The organism is Clavibacter michiganensis subsp. tessellarius (genome assembly GCF_021922985.1).
Classification (GTDB): domain Bacteria; phylum Actinomycetota; class Actinomycetes; order Actinomycetales; family Microbacteriaceae; genus Clavibacter; species Clavibacter tessellarius.
Genome location: NZ_CP040788.1, coordinates 231,112 through 247,534, shown reverse-complemented (window position 1 = coordinate 247,534; position 16,423 = coordinate 231,112). Strand labels below are relative to the sequence as shown.

Sequence of the window (16,423 nt, the reverse complement as noted above, 5' to 3'; positions counted from 1 at the left end):
CCTTTCGGGCGAGCCTAGACCTCGGATCCGTCCCGACGCGAGGCATCCGGCGGGTGGACCGCGAGCGCATCGGAAGTGCACAGGGAGCGGCCATCGGGTGACGCCGGCCGTCGGGTCCCGCCGCGCCCGCGATCGGGGACCGCGGTGAGGACGGCGCAGGCGACCACCTCGCCCCCGGTGGCGCGGACGGCACGGCAGGCCTCGCGGAGCGTCGCGCCCGTGGTCAGGACGTCGTCGACGACGACGACCCGGCGGCCGGAGAGGTCGGCCCGGGCGACGAGGCTCCCCCGCAGGTTGGCCTCGCGGGCGGCCACGCCGAGGCCCGCCTGGTCGGCGGGGCGGCGGGTGAAGCGCAGCGGCGGCAGGCGCAGGGGCCCGAGGCGGAGCGGGCGGACGCCGGCGCGCGCGAGGAGGACCTCGACCGGCGCGTAGCCGCGGCGGCGGAGGGCGGCGGCGGGCGACGGCACGGGGAGCACGGCGAGGGGCGGCGCCGCGTCCGGGCGTCCGGTGCGGTCGTCGCCGCGGGCGTGGCCGGGGTCGGGTGCACCCACGTCTGCCGCCGCGGAGGCGACGGCCGCGGCGAGCGCGCGGACGAGCGACGGCGCCATCGCCCGCGCCGCGTCGGTGCGGCCCTCCTCCTTGAACGCCGACAGCAGGGCGGGCCAGGGCGGGGCGTAGGCGGCGCCGCAGCCGACGGGGATCCGCGCGGCCGGCACGCGCCCGTGCGGCCCCGCGCACGCCGGGAGCTCGAGGCGACGGACGAGCGGCGGCGCGACGAGCGCGTGCGCGCACGCCGGGCAGACCGCGCGGTCGGGCGCCCCGCATCCGGCGCAGGACACGGGCGCGACCACGGCGAGCGCGTCGAGCAGGGCGGAGCGGACGGGAGGGGGCAGCACCGGGACCATGGCGGGAGGATCCGCCCGCGCGCCGCTCGGGTGCGCGCGTGCGGGCGGTTCCGTGGACGGCGTCAGCGCTTGGTCGCGATGAAGGAGACGCCCGTCGCGGTCTGCTGCCAGGTGCTGCCGCGCGGCGTGAGCAGCGCCCCCGCGGAGGTGAGGACGCGGAGGCCGCTCTCGTCGTTCGCGCCGGCGATGGCGACCCCGTCGGCGGCGGTCCCCATGTCGCGGGACCTCCCGCCGACCTCGTGCAGCTCCACCTGCCGGTCGCCGCTCGGGGCCTGCGTGAGCGTGGCGACCTGGAGCTCGTCGACCCAGGTCGCGTCGATCGGCGTGCCGGGGGCCGAGGCGAGCTCGAGCGGCGTCGCCGTGAGCGAGGTGGGCACGCCGCCGTCGCGGATGATCGACGCCACGAGGAGCTGGGGTCCCGCCCCCGTCTCCAGCTGCACGAGCACGCGCGCGCCGTCGCGGGCCACGTCGAGGGAGACGACGCGGCCGGTGCCCGTCCAGCTCGCGGCGACGGGGTGGCCGACGCCGTCCGGTCCCCACGCGACGAGGCCGCGCGGATCCGACGCGGGGATGGACCAGACGTAGCCCTGCGCGTCGAGCGACGGCGCCACGAGGCCCGGGCGCGTGTCGACGAGGACGGCGTCGCGGTCGCCGTCGCCGACGGACCAGACGCCGGATCCGTTACGGACGGCCGCCTGCCTCCCGTCGGCGCTGAGCGTGGCGGCGTCCGCGCCGAGGGCGGCGACCCGCGTGCCGAGGGTGCCGAGCGGCGTGACCTCGCCCCCGCCCAGGTAGCCGAACGCGCCCCGCGCGAGCACGAGGGGGCGTGACTCCGACTGCGGGTCCTTGACGGGTCCGCGGCCTCCGAGGTCCGGCACGGTGAGCGGCGTGCCGTCGACCAGGACCTGCACGTCGAGCACCGAGGGGATCTCCGACAGGCTCTGCCGGAGCTGGAGCTTCATGCGCTGCTGGGTGACGTCGTCGGCGGCGCGCGCCTCCGTCGAGAGGTCGACCTGCGGCGTGCCGCCCGACGTCGTCACCGCGGACGACGCGAGGCGCGTGCCCTCGGGGAACGCCGTGACCACGGCCGGCTGCGACAGCCAGGGCGACGGGCCCTGCAGGAGCGACTTGACGATCCGCGTGCTCACGCTCTGCGACGCGCGCGTGACGAAGAAGCGGAGGTCGGGCACGAGGAACGAGAAGGTCGGGTCGAAGAAGTAGAGCGCGTGGGCGCTGAAGATCTCGCGGAAGTAGGTGGAGCGGAGCGCGATGCCGTCGGGCGCGTCGGCGATGCGCCACTCGCCGCGCTCCCGCACGAGGCGGAAGGACAGGCGCGTCTCCTGGTCGCTGCCGACCTCGCGGTAGTGGCCCTGGCCGTCGACCGTGGCGATCGTCGTCACGGAGTAGCTGTAGGTGCCGTCGACCTCCTCGGTCGTCGCGGCCTGACCCTCCCACACGACGACGCTGGCGAACGGGTCCCACCGCGACGCGAAGTCGGCGGAGAGGAACTGGCGGGCCGTGCCGTACTGGTCGGCGGAGCTGGTGGCCGCGTCGACGAAGCCGGCGATGACGTCGTCCGGGCCGTCGCCGGCCTGCGGGCCGTCGGGCTGGTAGCTGACGCCGGCCTCGTCGGCGACGGCGGCCGGATCGCCCTCGGACACGGGGCCGCCGGACGGGATGGAGACGCAGCCGGCGAGCAGCAGAGCGCAGGCCGTCGCCAGCGCCACGGCGGCGGAGCGGGCGCCGCGGCGACGGCGGCGGCGGGCGGGGCGGGGATCAGGGGCCGGGGACACGGGCGTCCTCCTCGTCGGCGTGGTCGTCGGGCGGGAGCGCGACGGGCGAGCGGTCGAACGGGACGTCGGGCTGGCGCGGCAGGGTGAGGCGGAAGCAGGATCCCTCGCCCGGCCGCGACCACAGCTGCAGCCAGCCGTGGTGCAGGTTCGTGTCCTCCAGCGAGATCGCGAGGCCGAGTCCGGTGCCGCCCGTGGTGCGCTGGCGCGAGGGATCCGCCCGCCAGAACCGGTCGAAGACGCGGCCCATCTCCTCGTGCGTCATGCCGACGCCGTAGTCGCGCACGGCGAGCGCCACGGCGTCCCGGCCGCTGTCGACCGTGAGGACGATGGGGCGGCCCTCCCCGTGGTCGAGGGCGTTGCCGAGGAGGTTGGTGACGATGCGGCGGACCCGGCGCGCGTCCATCTCCGCGTCGAAGTAGCCGCCGGGCGCGACGAGCCGCAGCTCCGAGCCCTTCTGCGCGGCGAGGCCCTGGAACTCCTCGATGGAGTCCTCGACGAGCCGCACCAGGTTCGTGGGCTCCGTGACGAGGTCGACCGCGCCCGCGTCGAACCGGCTGATCTCCAGCAGGTCGGCGAGGAGCGTCTCGAACCGGTCGACCTGGGTGTGCAGCAGCTCGGCGCTCCGGGCCGCGGGCGGGCTGAAGTCCTCGCGCAGGTCGTAGAGCACGCCGCCCGCGAGCCGGATCGTGGTGAGCGGCGTCCGCAGCTCGTGCGACACGTCCGACACGAAGCGCTGCTGCAGCTGGGAGAGGTCGGCGAGCTGGGTGATCTGCGACTGCAGCGAGTCGGCCATGCCGTTGAAGGAGCGGGCGAGCGTCGCGATCACGTCGTCGCCCTTGACGGGCAGTCGCTCCTCGAGCTGCCCGGCCGCGAGCTTCTGGCTGGTGTCGGCCGCCACCCGGATGGGCGCGACCACGAGCCGCACGACGACCCACGCGATGGCGCCGATGAGCACGACGAGGAAGAGGAAGGCCACGAGGATCGTGCCGGCGACGAAGTCGAGGGTCTGCTGGATGTCGCCGAGGTCGTAGACGAGGTACAGCTCGTACCGGCCGGCCGACGGGATGTCGATGCTGGAGCCCACGACGATGCCGGGGCTCGTCTGCCCCGTGTCGCCCACCGGGATCGCGACGGACTGCCACTGCTGCGTGCCCGAGCCCGCGCCGACGGCCCGGCGCAGGTCGGCGCTCAGGAGGCTGTCGACGTAGTCCGCCGTGGACGCGTTCTGCAGGATGTTCCGCGCCTCCGTGCCCGGCGTCCGCCGGAACGCGAAGTCGGAGAGGTTGATGGCGCTGCCGCGGAGCTCGTCGAACACCTGCGTGCGCAGCTGCTCGAGCTCGGTCTGGTCGGACGCGTCGGAGGACGTGAACTGCTCCTGCATCCGGCTGGTGGCGCTGTTCGACTGCGCGAGCACCGTGTCGAGGCGCTGGCGGAAGAGGTCGCTCGAGATGCTCTGGGTCATCAGCACGCCGATGAGGAGGACCGTGCCGCCGGAGAGCGCGACCGTGAGGAGGACGGTGCGGAACTGGAGGGAGACCGACCAGATCCGGACGAGGCGGCGCGGCCACGACCTCCACTCGACGAGCCACGCGGGCAGGGGGCGCATGGGTCTAGGCCGCTGCCCCCGCGCGGTAGCCGACGCCGCGCACGGTCATGACGATGCGCGGGTTGTCCGGGTCGTCCTCGACCTTCGCGCGCAGGCGCTGCACGTGCACGTTGACGAGGCGCGTGTCGGCCTTGTACTGGTAGCCCCAGACCTGCTCGAGGAGCATCTCGCGCGTGAAGACCTGCTGCGGGCGGCTCGCGAGCGCGTGCAGGAGGTCGAACTCGAGGGGCGTGAGGTTGATCCGGACGTCGCCGCGGCGCACCTCGTGGCCCTCGACGTCGACCACGAGGTCGCCGACCTGCAGGAGCCCGGGCGACGCGGCGGCCGCGGGGCGGAGGCGCGTGCGGATCCGCGCGACGAGCTCCTTCGGGTTGAAGGGCTTGACGATGTAGTCGTCGGCGCCGGACTCGAGGCCCTTGACGACGTCGGCCGTGTCGGACTTCGCCGTGAGCATGATGATGGGGACGCCCGACTCGGCGCGGATGAGGTCGCACACCTGGATGCCGTCGAGGCCCGGGAGCATGAGGTCGAGGAGCACCAGGTCGGGCTTGCCCTCGTGGAAGGCCGCGAGCGCCTGGCCGCCGTCCCCGCAGAAGGAGGGCTCGAAGCCCTCGGTGCGCAGGACGATGCCGATCATCTCGGCGAGCGCGGTGTCGTCGTCGACCACCAGGATCCGTGCTGTCATCTGCCTACGTGTTCCCTGTCCTCGGAACCCCCAGGCTAGCCGGTGGATCCGCGGGATCGCCCGGACCCGCGCCGCGCGCGGCGCCCCGACCGCGGCGGCGGGCCTGTGGGAGGCTGGCCAGCGTGAGCGATGACCAGAGCTGGCAGGCGCCCGGCGCCGCGCCGTCCGGGCCGGACCATGCCCCGGGGAGCGACGCGCGGACGGACCGGACGCCGCAGCCGCCGCCGGTCGCGCCTCCCGCGCCCGGCGCCCCGCCCACCGGCTGGGGCGCGCCGCCCACGGGGTGGACCGCTCCCCCGTCCGGGTGGACCCCGCCGCCGAAGCCCGGCCTCCTGCCGCTGCGCCCCCTCGGCCTGGGCGCGATCCTCGCCGGCTCCTTCGCGACGCTCCGGCGCAACCCCGCCGCCACGGTCGGCACGGCGCTCCTCGTGCAGGGCGTCGCCAGCCTCGTCTCGCTCGTGCTCGTGGGCGGCGTCACCGGCTTCGTCGTCACGCGCGTGCTCTCGGCCCGGGAGGACGACCGCGGCGCGCTGATCGCGGGCGGCGTCGCGGCCGTCGTGGTCGCCACGCTCGTGACCCTCGTGCTCTCCCTCGTGGCGTCGGCGTTCCTGCAGGGCGTCATCGCGAACGAGGTCGCCCGCGGCACGCTCGGCGAGCGCCTGCCGATGCGGGCCCTGTGGCGGGCGACGCTCCCCCGGCTCCGCCCCCTCGTGCTCTGGAGCCTCGTCGTCAGCGTCGGGTGGACCCTCGTGGCCGGCGTGCTCGCGGGCGTCGTCGTGCTCCTCGTGCTCGCGGGCGGGGCCGGCATCGTGGTCGGGATCCTCGTCGGCGTCCTCGGGGCGGTCGGGCTCGCCGTCGTCGCGGCCTGGGTGTCGACGCGGCTCGCGTTCGCGCCGAGCGCGATCGTGATCGAGGGGCTGCCGCCCTTCGCCGCCGCGCGCCGGTCGTGGACCCTCTCCACGGGCGCGTTCTGGCGGACGCTCGGGATCCTGCTGCTCACCGCGGCCATCGTGTCGCTCGCGACGAACGTGGTCACGGTGCCGCTGACGCTCCTCGCCTCCATCCTGCAGACCCTGCTCTTCCCCAACGGGCAGCTCGACTTCCAGGTGTTCGACGCCTCCACGGCCTTCTACGTCGCGTCGCAGGTCGTGGTGTTCGTGGTGAGCCTCGTCGTCGCCAGCGTCGGCGGCGTGGTCACGTCGTCGAACGCGGCCATCCTCTACATCGACCTCCGCATGCGCCGCGAGGGCCTCGACCTGGAGCTCGCGCGCTTCGCGGAGGAGCGCGCCGCCGGATCCGCGTCGGCCGCCGGCCCGGACGCCCGCGACCCCTACGCCGTCCCGGGCCGCGCGTGACGATCGGCGCGTCGCTGGCGGCGGCGTGGTGGGCGGCCCCCCGGACGCTGGCCGCGGCCGTGCCGCTCGACCCCGACGCCGACGAGGCCCGCCGCCTCGTCGGGGACGAGCTGTCGCGCCCCGAGTACCAGGCCGCCCGGCCCACCGCGCTCGACCTCGCCGCGCAGGCCGTGGGCGACTGGATCGCGCGGCTGTTCTCCGGGGCGGGCGACGGCCTCGGCGACCTCGTGCCGCTCCTCATCGCGCTCCTGGCGGTCGTGGTCGTCGTGGTCGCGTTCCTGGTGTTCGGCGCCCCGCGGCGGGACCGCCGTCGCGCGGACGCCGACCGCGACGCCCTGTTCGGGATCGACGACCGGCGCTCCGCCGAGGAGCTCCGCCGGTCCGCCGACGCCGCCCGCCGCGCCGGGGACCTCGCGGCCGCCGTGTCCGACCTGTTCCGGGCGATCGCGCGCGAGCAGGCCGAGCGCACGATCGTCGCGGTGGATCCCGGCACCACGGCCCGCGGGTTCTCCCGCCGCGCCGGCGCCGCCCACCCCGCGCACGCGGACCGCCTCCTCGCGGCCGCCGCCGACTTCGACGGCGTCCGCTACCTCGACCGCCCCGGCACCGAGGAGTCGCTCGACCGGCTGGCCGCGCTCGACCGCGACCTCCGGACGGCCGTCCCCGTGCGGCGCGAGCCCGTGGCGACGGGCGCCGCGTGAGCGCGCCGGCCCCCGCCCGACCGGCCCCCGGGACCGGCGCCCAGGATCCGGCGGACGCGGCGCCCGAGGCCGGCCGCGCGACCGCCGAGACGCGCACGGCCGGGCACGCGCTCCGCCGGTCGGCCCGCTGGATCGCCCTGGCCCTCGTGGCCGTCGTGATCGCGCTGGTCTCCCTGGCGCTTGGCGGCGCGGCCCGCCAGGCCGAGCCGCTCGCCCCCGACAGCGCCGCGCCCGGCGGCACGCAGGCGCTCGCGCGCGTGCTGGCGGCCCAGGGCGTGGACGTCGAGGTCGTCGGCACCCTCGACGCCGCGCGCGCCGCCGCGGGCGACGGGGACGACACGACCCTCGTGCTCGGGCCCACCTCCGACCGGCTGGACGACGCGCGGCTCGCCGAGGTGGCGGGCCTCGCGACGCGCACCGTGCTGATCGCCCCCGACTTCCGCACGCTCCGGGCCCTCGCGCCGGCCGTCGCGGCGGGCGGGGAGGCCGCGTCGGCGAGCGGCGCCCTGGACGCGGGCTGCGCGCTCCCGGCGGCCGCGGCGGCCGGGTCCCTCCCCGCCGACGCGCCCGTGTTCCGCCTGGTCGACGCGCCCGCCGCGGGCGTGACGACCTGCTTCCCCGACGACACCGGCTCCGCGTGGGCGCTCGTGGAGGTCCCGTCGACGCGCGCCGACGGCGGCACCGTGACGGTGCTCGGCGCCGACCCGGTGCTCACCAACGAGCGCATCGCGGAGCGCGGATCCGCCGCCCTGGCGCTCGGCGTGCTCGGCCAGCGCCCGCGGCTCGTCTGGTACACGCCGTCGCCGGACGACGCCGCGGGCGACGCCCCGCCCACCCTCGGCGAGCTCACGCCGGGATGGGTGACGCCCGCGATCGCGCTCGCGGGCCTCGCGGCGATCGCCGCGGCCGTGTGGCGCGGCCGCCGCTTCGGCCCGCTCGTCGTCGAGCGGCTGCCCGTCGTGGTGCGCGCCGACGAGACCGCGGAGGGCCGGGCGCGCCTCTACCAGCGGGCGGACGCGCGGGGCCACGCCCTCGACGCGCTCCGGGTCGGCACGGTCGACCGCATCGCGTCGACGCTGGCGCTCGGGCGGCTCGCGTCCGTGGACGACGTGGTCGCCGCATCCGCCGCCGCGCTCCGCGAGGACCCGGCCCGCGTCCGCGCCCTGCTCCTCGACGACCGGCCGCGCGGCGACCGCGACCTGGTCGACCTCGCGGGCCGCCTCGCCGCCCTCGAGCGCCGGGTCGCCGCGGCCGCCGCGCCCGACGGCCCCGCACGTCCGGAGGCCGCCCGCCCCGCCGACCCCGCCGATCCCGCCGATCCGCCCGCCCCGCCCAGGAGAATGGACCCATGACCGACGACCTCCGCACCAGCCTGCTCGCCGTCCGGACCGAGGTCGGCAAGGCCGTCGTCGGGCAGGACGGCGCCGTGACCGGCATGATCATCGCCCTCCTCGCGCGCGGCCACGTCCTCCTCGAGGGCGTCCCCGGCGTCGCGAAGACGCTGCTCGTCCGCTCGCTCAGCCAGGCCCTCCGGCTCGACACCGCGCGCGTGCAGTTCACGCCCGACCTCATGCCCGGCGACATCACCGGATCCCTCGTGTACGACTCCCGCGAGGGCGCGTTCTCGTTCCGCCGCGGGCCGGTGTTCACGAGCATCCTGCTGGCCGACGAGATCAACCGGACGCCGCCGAAGACGCAGTCGGCGCTGCTGGAGGCGATGGAGGAGCGGCAGGTCACGGTCGACGGCGAGAGCCACCCGCTGCCCGAGCCGTTCCTCGTCGCGGCCACCCAGAACCCCGTCGAGTACGAGGGCACGTACACGCTGCCCGAGGCGCAGCTCGACCGCTTCCTCCTGAAGCTCGTGCTCGACCTGCCGGAGCGCGACTCCGAGGTCGAGGTGCTCCGCCGCCACTCCGAGGGATTCGACCCGCGCGACCTCCGCGCCGCGGGCGTCGCGCCCGTGCTCGACGCCGACGGGCTCCGCCGGGCGCAGGCCGCCGTCCGCGAGGTGCGGGTGGGGCCGGACGTGCTCGCGTACATGGTGGACCTCGCGCGCGCCACCCGCCGCTCGCCGTCGGTGCAGCTCGGCGTCTCGCCGCGCGGATCCACGAGCCTCCTCGCCGCCAGCCGCGCGTGGGCCTGGCTCAGCGGCTTCGAGGCCGTGACGCCCGACCACGTGCAGGAGATGGTGCTGCCGGTGCTCCGCCACCGCATCGCGCTGCGGCCCGAGGCCGAGCTGGAGGGCGTCTCCGTCGACGCCGTGCTGCGCAGCGTCCTGTCGCAGGTGCAGGTGCCGATCTAGTGGCGCGCCGCTAGATGGCCCTCACCGGCCGCACCATCGCGCTGCTCCTCCTGGGGCTCGCGCCCGTCGTCCTGCTCGGTGACGGGCCGGACGCGGCGTACGCGGTCCTCGCCGGCTGGATCCTCCTGGTCGCCCTCCTCGTCGCCGTCGACCTCGCGCTGGCCGGGAGCCCGCGGGCCGTCGCGCTGGAGCGGGTGCTGCCCGCGCGGATCCGCCTCGACGAGACGGGCGAGAGCGTGCTGCTCGTCACGAACCGCGGGTCTCGCCTGCTGCGGGCCGTCGTGCGCGACGCGTGGCAGCCGTCCGCCGGCGCGTCCTCCACGCGCGACCGGGTGCGGATCCCCGCGGGCGAGCGCCGCGCGATCCGCCTCTCCCTCACGCCCACGCGTCGCGGCGAGCGCCGCACCGAGCGCGTCACGATCCGCTCGGCCGGCCCGCTCGGCCTCGCCGCGCGCCAGGCGACGCTCCTCTCCCCCGGTGCCGTCCGCGTCCTCCCGCCGTTCCGCTCCCGCCGCCACCTGCCGTCCCGCCTCGCGCGCATGCGCGAGCTCGACGGCCGCACGGCGCTCATGGTCCGCGGCCAGGGCACCGAGTTCGACAGCCTGCGCGACTACGTGCGCGGCGACGACGTCCGCTCGATCGACTGGCGGGCCACCGCGCGCCGGCAGGACGTGGTCGTGCGCACCTGGCGGCCCGAGCGCGACCGCCGCGTGGTGCTCGTGCTCGACACGGGGCGCACCGCCGCGGGCCGGATCCGGGACGAGACGCGCCTCGACACGGCGTTCGAGGCGTCGCTCCTGCTCGCCGCGCTCGCGACGCGCTCGGGCGACCGGGTGGACCTCGTGGCGCACGACCGCCGCGTCCGCGCGCGCGTCCGGGCGGGAGCCGGCGGCGACGTCGTCTCGCGCATGGTCGACGCGCTCGCGCCGGTGGATCCGGAGCTCCTCGAGACCGACTGGACGGCCGTGCCCGCCCTCGTGCGCCGCATCGTGTCGCAGCGGTCGCTCGTGGTGCTGCTCACCGCGATCGACTCCCCCGGCAGCTCGCGCGCGCTCCTCCAGGCGCTGCCGCAGCTCACCCGGACGCACCACGTGCTGGTGGCGGCGGTCGTGGATCCGGGCCTCGCCGAGCGCGCCGCCGACCGCTCGGGCCGCGCCGCCGTCTACCGGGCCGCCGCCGCCGAGCGCGCGCTCCTCGACGTGGCGCGCGTGGAGGCGGCCGTGCGCCGGCTCGGCGCCGACGTCGTCACGGGCGCGCCCGCGGACCTGCCGCCCGCGCTCGCCGACCGGTACATCCGGCTGAAGGCCACCGGGCGGCTCTGAGGCGCCGGGCGCTCCGCGTCGGGGTCGTCGGGGTCTGCGCCGCGCAGGCCGCCGCGCAGGGGTCGAGCGCTCCGGCCGCCCCGCTCAGGCGGGCGCCGTGGCCGGATCCGCGACCGGCACCGGCAGCGCCCCGCCGCTGAGCGCGCGGATGGCCCGCTCGATCGCGTCCCGCATGTCGATGTCCGGCCGGTAGCTCCACTGCAGCTGCAGCCCGTCGCTGATGGCGACCGCGACCCGGGCGAACCCCTCCGGGTCCATGCCGTCCGGGAGCGCCACGTCGAGCGCGCGCACCTGGTCGGCGACCGCGCCCACGACGCGCGCGTAGCGGCCGGCGATGTAGGCGTGCGCGGGGTGCTCGGCCCCGGCGGCGTCCACGACGAGCCGCGAGTAGAGGGCCACGAGGCCGGGCGTCTCCGCGTTGCGCGAGCTCGCGTGCAGGAGCATGCCGACCATGTCGCTCGGGTCGGCGTCGGGGACGGCCTCGCGGTGGTCCGCCGCCGAGTGCGCGTCGCGCTCCTCGAGCACGGCCGCGATGAGCGCCTCGCGCGAGTCGAAGTAGTGCAGGACGCCGGCCTTGCTGATGCCCACGGCGTCGGCGATCTCCTGCAGCGACGACGCGGAGTAGCCCCGCTCGGCGATGAGGGCCAGCGCCGCCTCGAGGATGTCGCGACGTCGCGCGGCGCCCTTCGCGTAGCGCCGCGGCCCCTCTGCCCCTGCCATGCGTCGACCCTAGCGATCCCGGGCGCCCGCCAATGCCTACCACTGGTCGGTTTCACGTGCTACCGTCGTGCCGCGCCGCCGACGAGGGCGGCCCGACATCAGGAGGCACCGTGGCCGACGCAGTCCGAGAGCAGCAGACCCGGGGCGCGTCGCGCCCCCACGACAGCGGATCGGACGGCGTCCGCCCGCCCGGATCCCGCCGAGCCGAGATCGGGATGCCCATCGCGCTCCTCGGCCTCTTCGTGGCGCTGCTCCCGCCCATCATCGTGTCGCTCGCGCTCAAGGTCGCCGAGGTCGCGCCCGGGAACACCGCCGGCACGCTCAGCCTCGTGCTCGGCCTCGGCGCGCTCGTGGCGCTCGTGGTGAACCCGCTCGCCGGCCGCCTCTCCGACCGCACGCCCGGCCGGTTCGGCATGCGGCGCCCGTGGATCATCGGCGGCGTGGTGCTCGGCTACGGCGCCCTCGTCCTCCTGACCCAGGCGACGTCCGTGCTCGCGCTCGTCGGCGCGTGGATGCTCGTGCAGGGCTGCTTCAACGCCGCCATCGCCGCGCTCATCGCCGTGATGGCCGACTCCGCGCGGCCCCGGAACCGCGGCCGGGTGGCCGCGGCCGTCGGCGTCGCGCAGAACGGCTCGCTCGTCGTGGGCACCTTCATCGTGCAGCTCTTCACCACGACCACGCAGCAGGTGCTCGTGCCGGGCGCCGTCGGCGTGGCCGTCGTGGTCGCCTTCGCGCTGGTCTTCCGCGACCGCGTGCTCGTCGAGCGCCCGGCGGCGCGCCTCCGCGTGCGGGAGCTCCTCGGCTCGTTCGTGTTCGACCCGCGCCGCAACCCCGACTTCGGCTGGGCGTGGCTCATGCGCTTCCTCCTCACGGCCTCCGCCGTGACGGCCACCAACTACCTCGCGCTCTACCTCATCGACGACCTCGGGGTAGCGGAGGCCGACGTGGCGAACGCCGTGTTCGTCGCGACGCTCTTCAACGTGATCGGCGTCGTCGCGACGACCTTCGTGGCTGGCTGGCTGAGCGACCGCCTCGGCCGCCGCAAGGTGTTCGTCGCCGCCGCCGCGCTCGTCGCGGTCGTGGGCCTCGTGATCCTCGCCCTCGCGCCCAGCCTCGCCGTCGTGTACGCCGCGCAGCTCGTGATCGGCGCGGGCATCGGCTCGTTCTACGCCGTGGACCTCGCGCTCATCACCGACGTGCTGCCGAGCGACGCCGACAACGGCAAGGACCTCGGCGTCGTCAACATCGCGCAGGCCCTGCCGCAGTCGCTCGTGCCCACGGCGGCCGGCGGCGTGGTCGCGGCCTTCGGCTACCCGGGCCTGTTCCTCTCCGGCGCCGCCGCCGGGATCCTCGGCGCGCTCGCCGCCTTCCGCGTGAAGGGCGTGCGGTGACGGACGCCCCCGATCCCGCCGCCCTCGCCGACCGCGAGCAGACTCGACCCGACGCCGACGTCCCCCCAGGAGCACCCATGGACCCGCACGACACGCACGACGCCCCCACCCCGCTCGACCCCGACACGGCGGCCCTGGAGGAGCTCGCCGGCCGCCTGACCCTCGAGCAGAAGGTGCAGCTGGTCACCGGCCGCGACTTCTGGACCACCTGGCCCGTGGAGGGGATCGGCCTCCGCCGCATGCTCGTCTCCGACGGCCCGAGCGGGGTGCGCGGCGAGGTCTGGGACGAGCGCTCGCCCTCGCTCAACCTGCCGTCCGCGTCCGCGCTCTCGTCGAGCTGGGACACCGGGATCGCCGCCCGCTACGGCCGCGCCTCCGCGGTCGAGGCCCGCCGGAAGGGCGTCGACGTCGTGCTCGGCCCGACCATCAACCTGCACCGCTCGCCCTACGGCGGCCGGCACTTCGAGGCGTTCAGCGAGGATCCGCTGCTCACCGCCGACCTCGCCGCCGCGTACGTGCGCGGCGTGCAGGAGAACGGCGTCGGCGCGACCCCCAAGCACTACGTCGCCAACGAGTACGAGACCGACCGCTTCACGGCCGACAGCGTCGTGTCCGAGCGGGCGCTGCGCGAGCTGTACCTCGCCGCGTTCGAGAAGGCCGTCGTGGAGTCGCGCGCCTGGCTCGTGATGAGCTCGTACAACTCGATCAACGGCACGACCTCCACGGAGAACGACCTGCTCGAGACGCCGCTCAACTCCGAGTGGGGCTTCGACGGCGTGGTCGTCAGCGACTGGACGGGCGTCCGCAGCGTCGACGCCGCCCGCGCGTCGCAGGACCTGGAGATGCCGGGCCCGGTGGGCGCGTGGGGCGACGCGCTCCTCGAGGCCGTCCGCGACGGCCGCGTGCCCGAGGCGGACCCCGACCGCAAGGTCGTGCGCCTGCTCCGCCTCGCCGCCCGCGTCGGCGCGCTCGAGGGCTTCGACGCCGTCGTGCCCGCGCCCGTCGAGGTCGAGGACGGCGTCGCGTTCGCGCGCACGGCCGCCGCGGCCGGCGCCGTGCTCGTGCGCAACGAGCAGGGCGCCCTGCCGCTCGACGCGTCCGCGCTCCGCACCGTCGCCGTCATCGGCCACAACGCCGTGGAGGCGCGCACGCAGGGCGGCGGCAGCGCGACCGTGATCCCGGAGCACGTGGTGACGCCGCTCGACGGGATCCGCGCGGCCCTCGGCGACGACGTCGAGGTGCGGTACGCCCGCGGCGCCGTCGTGCAGAAGGGGATCCAGGAGCTGCCGCTCGCGGAGATCGCCAACCCCCGCACGGGAGAGCCCGGCGCCCTCGTGCGGTTCCTCGACGCCGACGGCGCCGAGGTCTTCGCGGAGGACCGCCGCGCGACGACGCTCATGTACTTCGGCGGCGACGCGCCCACGGGCACGGCGGCGGTGATCGAGATCACGACGCGCTGGACGCCGCAGGAGACCGGCGAGGTCCTCTTCGGCTTCAGCGCCACCGGCCGCGGCCGCGTCTTCGCCGACGGCGCGCTCCTCCGCGAGGACGGCGCCGCGCCCGTGGGCATGGACCTCGGCGCGAGCCTGATGTCCCCGCCCTCCATCTCGGCGCCGCTCCGCGCGACCGCGGGCGAGCCGGTGGACCTCCGGGTCGAGTTCGAGCTGACGAGCGCGCCCGGCGGCCTCGCCGGCATCCTCGGCATCACCGTGGGCCTCGAGGCCGACGAGTCCGAGCCCGACCGCCTCCTCGACGAGGCCGTGCGGGCGGCCACCGGCGCGGACGTGGCGATCGTCGTGGTCGGCACCAACGCGCAGGTCGAGTCCGAGGGCTTCGACCGCGACACCCTCGCGCTCCCCGGCCGCCAGGACGAGCTCGTGCGCCGCGTCGCCGCGGCGAACCCGCGGACGGTCGTGGTGGTCAACTCGGGCTCGCCCGTGCTCCTCCCCTGGCGCGACGACGTGCAGGCGGTGCTCCTCGCCTGGTTCGGCGGCCAGGAGTTCGGCGGCGCCCTCGCCGACGTGCTCCTCGGCGCCGTCGAGCCCGGCGGCCGCCTCCCCACCACGTGGCCGGCCGCGGAGGAGGACGTGCCCGTGCGGTCCGTCACGCCCGTGGACGGGAAGGTGGTCTACGACGAGGGGATCCACGTCGGCTACCGCGCGTGGCTCCGCTCCGGCGCGACGCCCGCGTATCCGTTCGGCCACGGCCTCGGCTACACGACGCACGCGCTCGACGACCTGCGGGTCCGCGACGACGGCGCGGGCGGCGTCGCCGCGACCGTCCGCGTGACGAACACGGGCGACCGCACGGGCAAGGAGGTCGTGCAGGCGTACCTCTCGCGCGCCGGATCCGCCGTCGACCGGCCGGTCCGCTGGCTCGCGGGCTTCGCGACGGTCGAGCTCGCGGCGGGCGCGTCCGCCGACGTGGACGTCGCGATCGGCGCGCGGACCCTCGAGCACTGGGACGGGGGCTGGCGGCGCGAGCCGGGCGCCTTCCGCCTGCACGTCGGCACGTCCGTGGCCGCGACGCCCCTCGAGGCGGACGTCGACCCGGCGGGCGGCGCGCCCGCGGCCTGACCCGCGCCGGCACCACCCGCGCCGGCACCACCCGCGAGGCGGGCGGCCGGCGGATCCGATCGGGCTCAGCCCGCGACGATCCGCCGGCCGCCCGCCTCGAACTCGTCCAGGTCGCCCGTGGCGCCCGCGCGCACGGCCCGGCCGCCGACGACCACCATGTAGAAGAGGAACGCCCCGAGCGCGACGGCCCCGATCGCGATCTTCAGCGGCACGGGCCACGGCTGCGGCGTCACGAAGCCCTCGATGATCCCCGAGGCGAGCAGCACGAGCACGAGCCCCATGGCCACCGTGATGAGCGCCCGCCCGTCCTCGGCGAGCGCCTGCCCGCGCGTGCGGGCGCCGGGCGCGATCCACGACCACGAGATGCGCAGGCCCGCGGCGGCGGCCACGAAGATCGCCGTGAGCTCCAGCAGGCCGTGCGGGAGGATGTAGGAGAAGAACGTGCCGCCCTCGCCGTAGTGGAACATGACCGCGGTCGTCGTCCCGAGGCCCTGCGCGTTCTGCAGCATCACGTACGGCACCCAGAGGCCGGTGATGCCGAAGGCCACGCACTGCGCGGCGATCCACGCGTTGTTCGTCCAGACCTGGCCCGTGAACGAGGCCGCCGGGTTGGAGCTGTAGTAGTCGATGAAGTCGTCCTCGACGTACCTGCGCAGGTCGGCGTCGCTGCCGAGGCTCGCGATCGCCGACGGGTCGCGGAGGATCCAGGTGGCGTAGAGGGCGACCAGGCCGACGGTCGCGAGGGCGACCGCGAGGGTGAGCCAGCGGATCCGGTGCAGGGCCGCCGGCAGGTCGAGCGCGAAGAACGCCGGGATGCGCGCGGCCACGTTCGTGGTCTGGCCCGTGAAGCGCATCCGGGCCCGCGAGAGCGCGATGGAGAGCCGGTCGCCCTGCGCCGTGGATCCCGCCGCCGCCTGGATCGCGGACAGCTCGGCCGCGCCCGCCTGGTAGAGGTCGACGAGCTCGTCGGCGTCGGGTCCGGTGAGCCGGCGCCGGCCGGCGAGGCGGGCGAGCCGGTCCCACCCGTCCCGGTGGGCGGCGGTGTAGGCGTCGAGGTCCATCTGCTT

Annotated in this window: 13 protein-coding genes; 7 read left to right on the top strand and 6 right to left on the bottom strand. The window is 76.4% G+C overall.

Annotated features, from left to right (window positions below; translation table 11 throughout):
- Positions 1-14: 14 nt before the first annotated feature.
- From FGG90_RS01075 to mtrA, 4 genes are all read right to left on the bottom strand, one after another.
- A complete protein-coding gene (locus FGG90_RS01075) occupies positions 15-905 on the bottom strand; it encodes a ComF family protein (protein ID WP_094126025.1) in 891 nt (296 codons plus the stop codon).
- Positions 906-967: 62 nt separating this feature from the next.
- On the bottom strand, positions 968-2,698 hold the full coding sequence (lpqB, locus tag FGG90_RS01070) for a lipoprotein LpqB (RefSeq protein ID WP_094126026.1): 1,731 nt from the start codon (positions 2,696-2,698) through the stop codon (positions 968-970).
- On the bottom strand, positions 2,682-4,304 hold the full coding sequence (gene mtrB / locus FGG90_RS01065; protein WP_094126027.1) for an MtrAB system histidine kinase MtrB: 1,623 nt from the start codon (positions 4,302-4,304) through the stop codon (positions 2,682-2,684). Before mtrB ends, lpqB begins: the two co-directional genes overlap by 17 nt.
- A gap of 4 nt (positions 4,305-4,308) precedes the next feature.
- Positions 4,309-4,989, bottom strand: a complete 681-nt coding sequence (gene mtrA, locus FGG90_RS01060) for an MtrAB system response regulator MtrA (protein WP_086527181.1) — start codon at positions 4,987-4,989, stop codon at positions 4,309-4,311.
- Between the two features lie 122 nt (positions 4,990-5,111).
- Between mtrA and FGG90_RS01055 the strand changes: the two genes are divergently transcribed.
- From FGG90_RS01055 to FGG90_RS01035, 5 genes are read left to right on the top strand one after another with little or no spacing between them, the layout of a single operon-like run.
- The gene (locus FGG90_RS01055; RefSeq protein WP_094126028.1) at positions 5,112-6,344 is read left to right on the top strand and encodes a glycerophosphoryl diester phosphodiesterase membrane domain-containing protein; all 1,233 of its coding nucleotides are present in this window, start codon (positions 5,112-5,114) and stop codon (positions 6,342-6,344) included.
- On the top strand, positions 6,341-7,045 hold the full coding sequence (locus FGG90_RS01050) for a DUF4129 domain-containing protein (RefSeq protein WP_237583485.1): 705 nt from the start codon (positions 6,341-6,343) through the stop codon (positions 7,043-7,045). The genes FGG90_RS01055 and FGG90_RS01050 overlap by 4 nt, the downstream gene beginning before the upstream one ends.
- Positions 7,042-8,397 (top strand): DUF4350 domain-containing protein, encoded by a 1,356-nt coding sequence (locus tag FGG90_RS01045; protein WP_133065114.1) that lies wholly within the window; start codon positions 7,042-7,044, stop codon positions 8,395-8,397. Before FGG90_RS01050 ends, FGG90_RS01045 begins: the two co-directional genes overlap by 4 nt.
- A complete protein-coding gene (locus FGG90_RS01040) occupies positions 8,394-9,347 on the top strand; it encodes an AAA family ATPase (RefSeq protein ID WP_086516703.1) in 954 nt (317 codons plus the stop codon). The genes FGG90_RS01045 and FGG90_RS01040 overlap by 4 nt, the downstream gene beginning before the upstream one ends.
- Before the next feature lie 14 nt (positions 9,348-9,361).
- Positions 9,362-10,669: a DUF58 domain-containing protein gene (locus tag FGG90_RS01035; protein WP_094126029.1), complete on the top strand. Its 1,308-nt coding sequence runs from the start codon at positions 9,362-9,364 to the stop codon at positions 10,667-10,669.
- A gap of 84 nt (positions 10,670-10,753) precedes the next feature.
- Here FGG90_RS01035 and FGG90_RS01030 read toward each other — a convergent pair whose 3' ends face one another.
- On the bottom strand, positions 10,754-11,389 hold the full coding sequence (locus FGG90_RS01030; RefSeq protein WP_094126030.1) for a TetR/AcrR family transcriptional regulator: 636 nt from the start codon (positions 11,387-11,389) through the stop codon (positions 10,754-10,756).
- Between the two features lie 110 nt (positions 11,390-11,499).
- Between FGG90_RS01030 and FGG90_RS01025 the strand changes: the two genes are divergently transcribed.
- Together FGG90_RS01025 and FGG90_RS01020 are read left to right on the top strand one after the other, a co-directional pair.
- Positions 11,500-12,780 (top strand): MFS transporter, encoded by a 1,281-nt coding sequence (locus FGG90_RS01025; protein WP_094126031.1) that lies wholly within the window; start codon positions 11,500-11,502, stop codon positions 12,778-12,780.
- Positions 12,781-12,857: 77 nt separating this feature from the next.
- Positions 12,858-15,356 (top strand): beta-glucosidase H, encoded by a 2,499-nt coding sequence (locus FGG90_RS01020; RefSeq protein WP_094126032.1) that lies wholly within the window; start codon positions 12,858-12,860, stop codon positions 15,354-15,356.
- Between the two features lie 65 nt (positions 15,357-15,421).
- Here FGG90_RS01020 and FGG90_RS01015 read toward each other — a convergent pair whose 3' ends face one another.
- Entirely contained in the window at positions 15,422-16,417 is a 996-nt protein-coding gene (locus tag FGG90_RS01015; RefSeq protein ID WP_094126033.1) for a stage II sporulation protein M, read from the bottom strand.
- Positions 16,418-16,423: the final 6 nt, after the last annotated feature.

Excerpts from the sequence above, each read along its gene's own strand:
- FGG90_RS01075 (WP_094126025.1), bottom strand. The coding sequence starts at position 905 with ATGGTCCCGGTGCTGCCCCCTCCCGTCCGCTCCGCCCTGCTCGACGCG.
- mtrB (WP_094126027.1), bottom strand. The coding sequence starts at position 4,304 with ATGCGCCCCCTGCCCGCGTGGCTCGTCGAGTGGAGGTCGTGGCCGCGC.
- mtrA (WP_086527181.1), bottom strand. The coding sequence starts at position 4,989 with ATGACAGCACGGATCCTGGTGGTCGACGACGACACCGCGCTCGCCGAG.
- FGG90_RS01040 (WP_086516703.1), top strand. The coding sequence starts at position 8,394 with ATGACCGACGACCTCCGCACCAGCCTGCTCGCCGTCCGGACCGAGGTC.
- FGG90_RS01035 (WP_094126029.1), top strand. The coding sequence starts at position 9,362 with ATGGCCCTCACCGGCCGCACCATCGCGCTGCTCCTCCTGGGGCTCGCG.
- FGG90_RS01030 (WP_094126030.1), bottom strand. The coding sequence starts at position 11,389 with ATGGCAGGGGCAGAGGGGCCGCGGCGCTACGCGAAGGGCGCCGCGCGA.
- FGG90_RS01020 (WP_094126032.1), top strand. The coding sequence starts at position 12,858 with ATGGACCCGCACGACACGCACGACGCCCCCACCCCGCTCGACCCCGAC.
- FGG90_RS01015 (WP_094126033.1), bottom strand. The coding sequence starts at position 16,417 with ATGGACCTCGACGCCTACACCGCCGCCCACCGGGACGGGTGGGACCGG.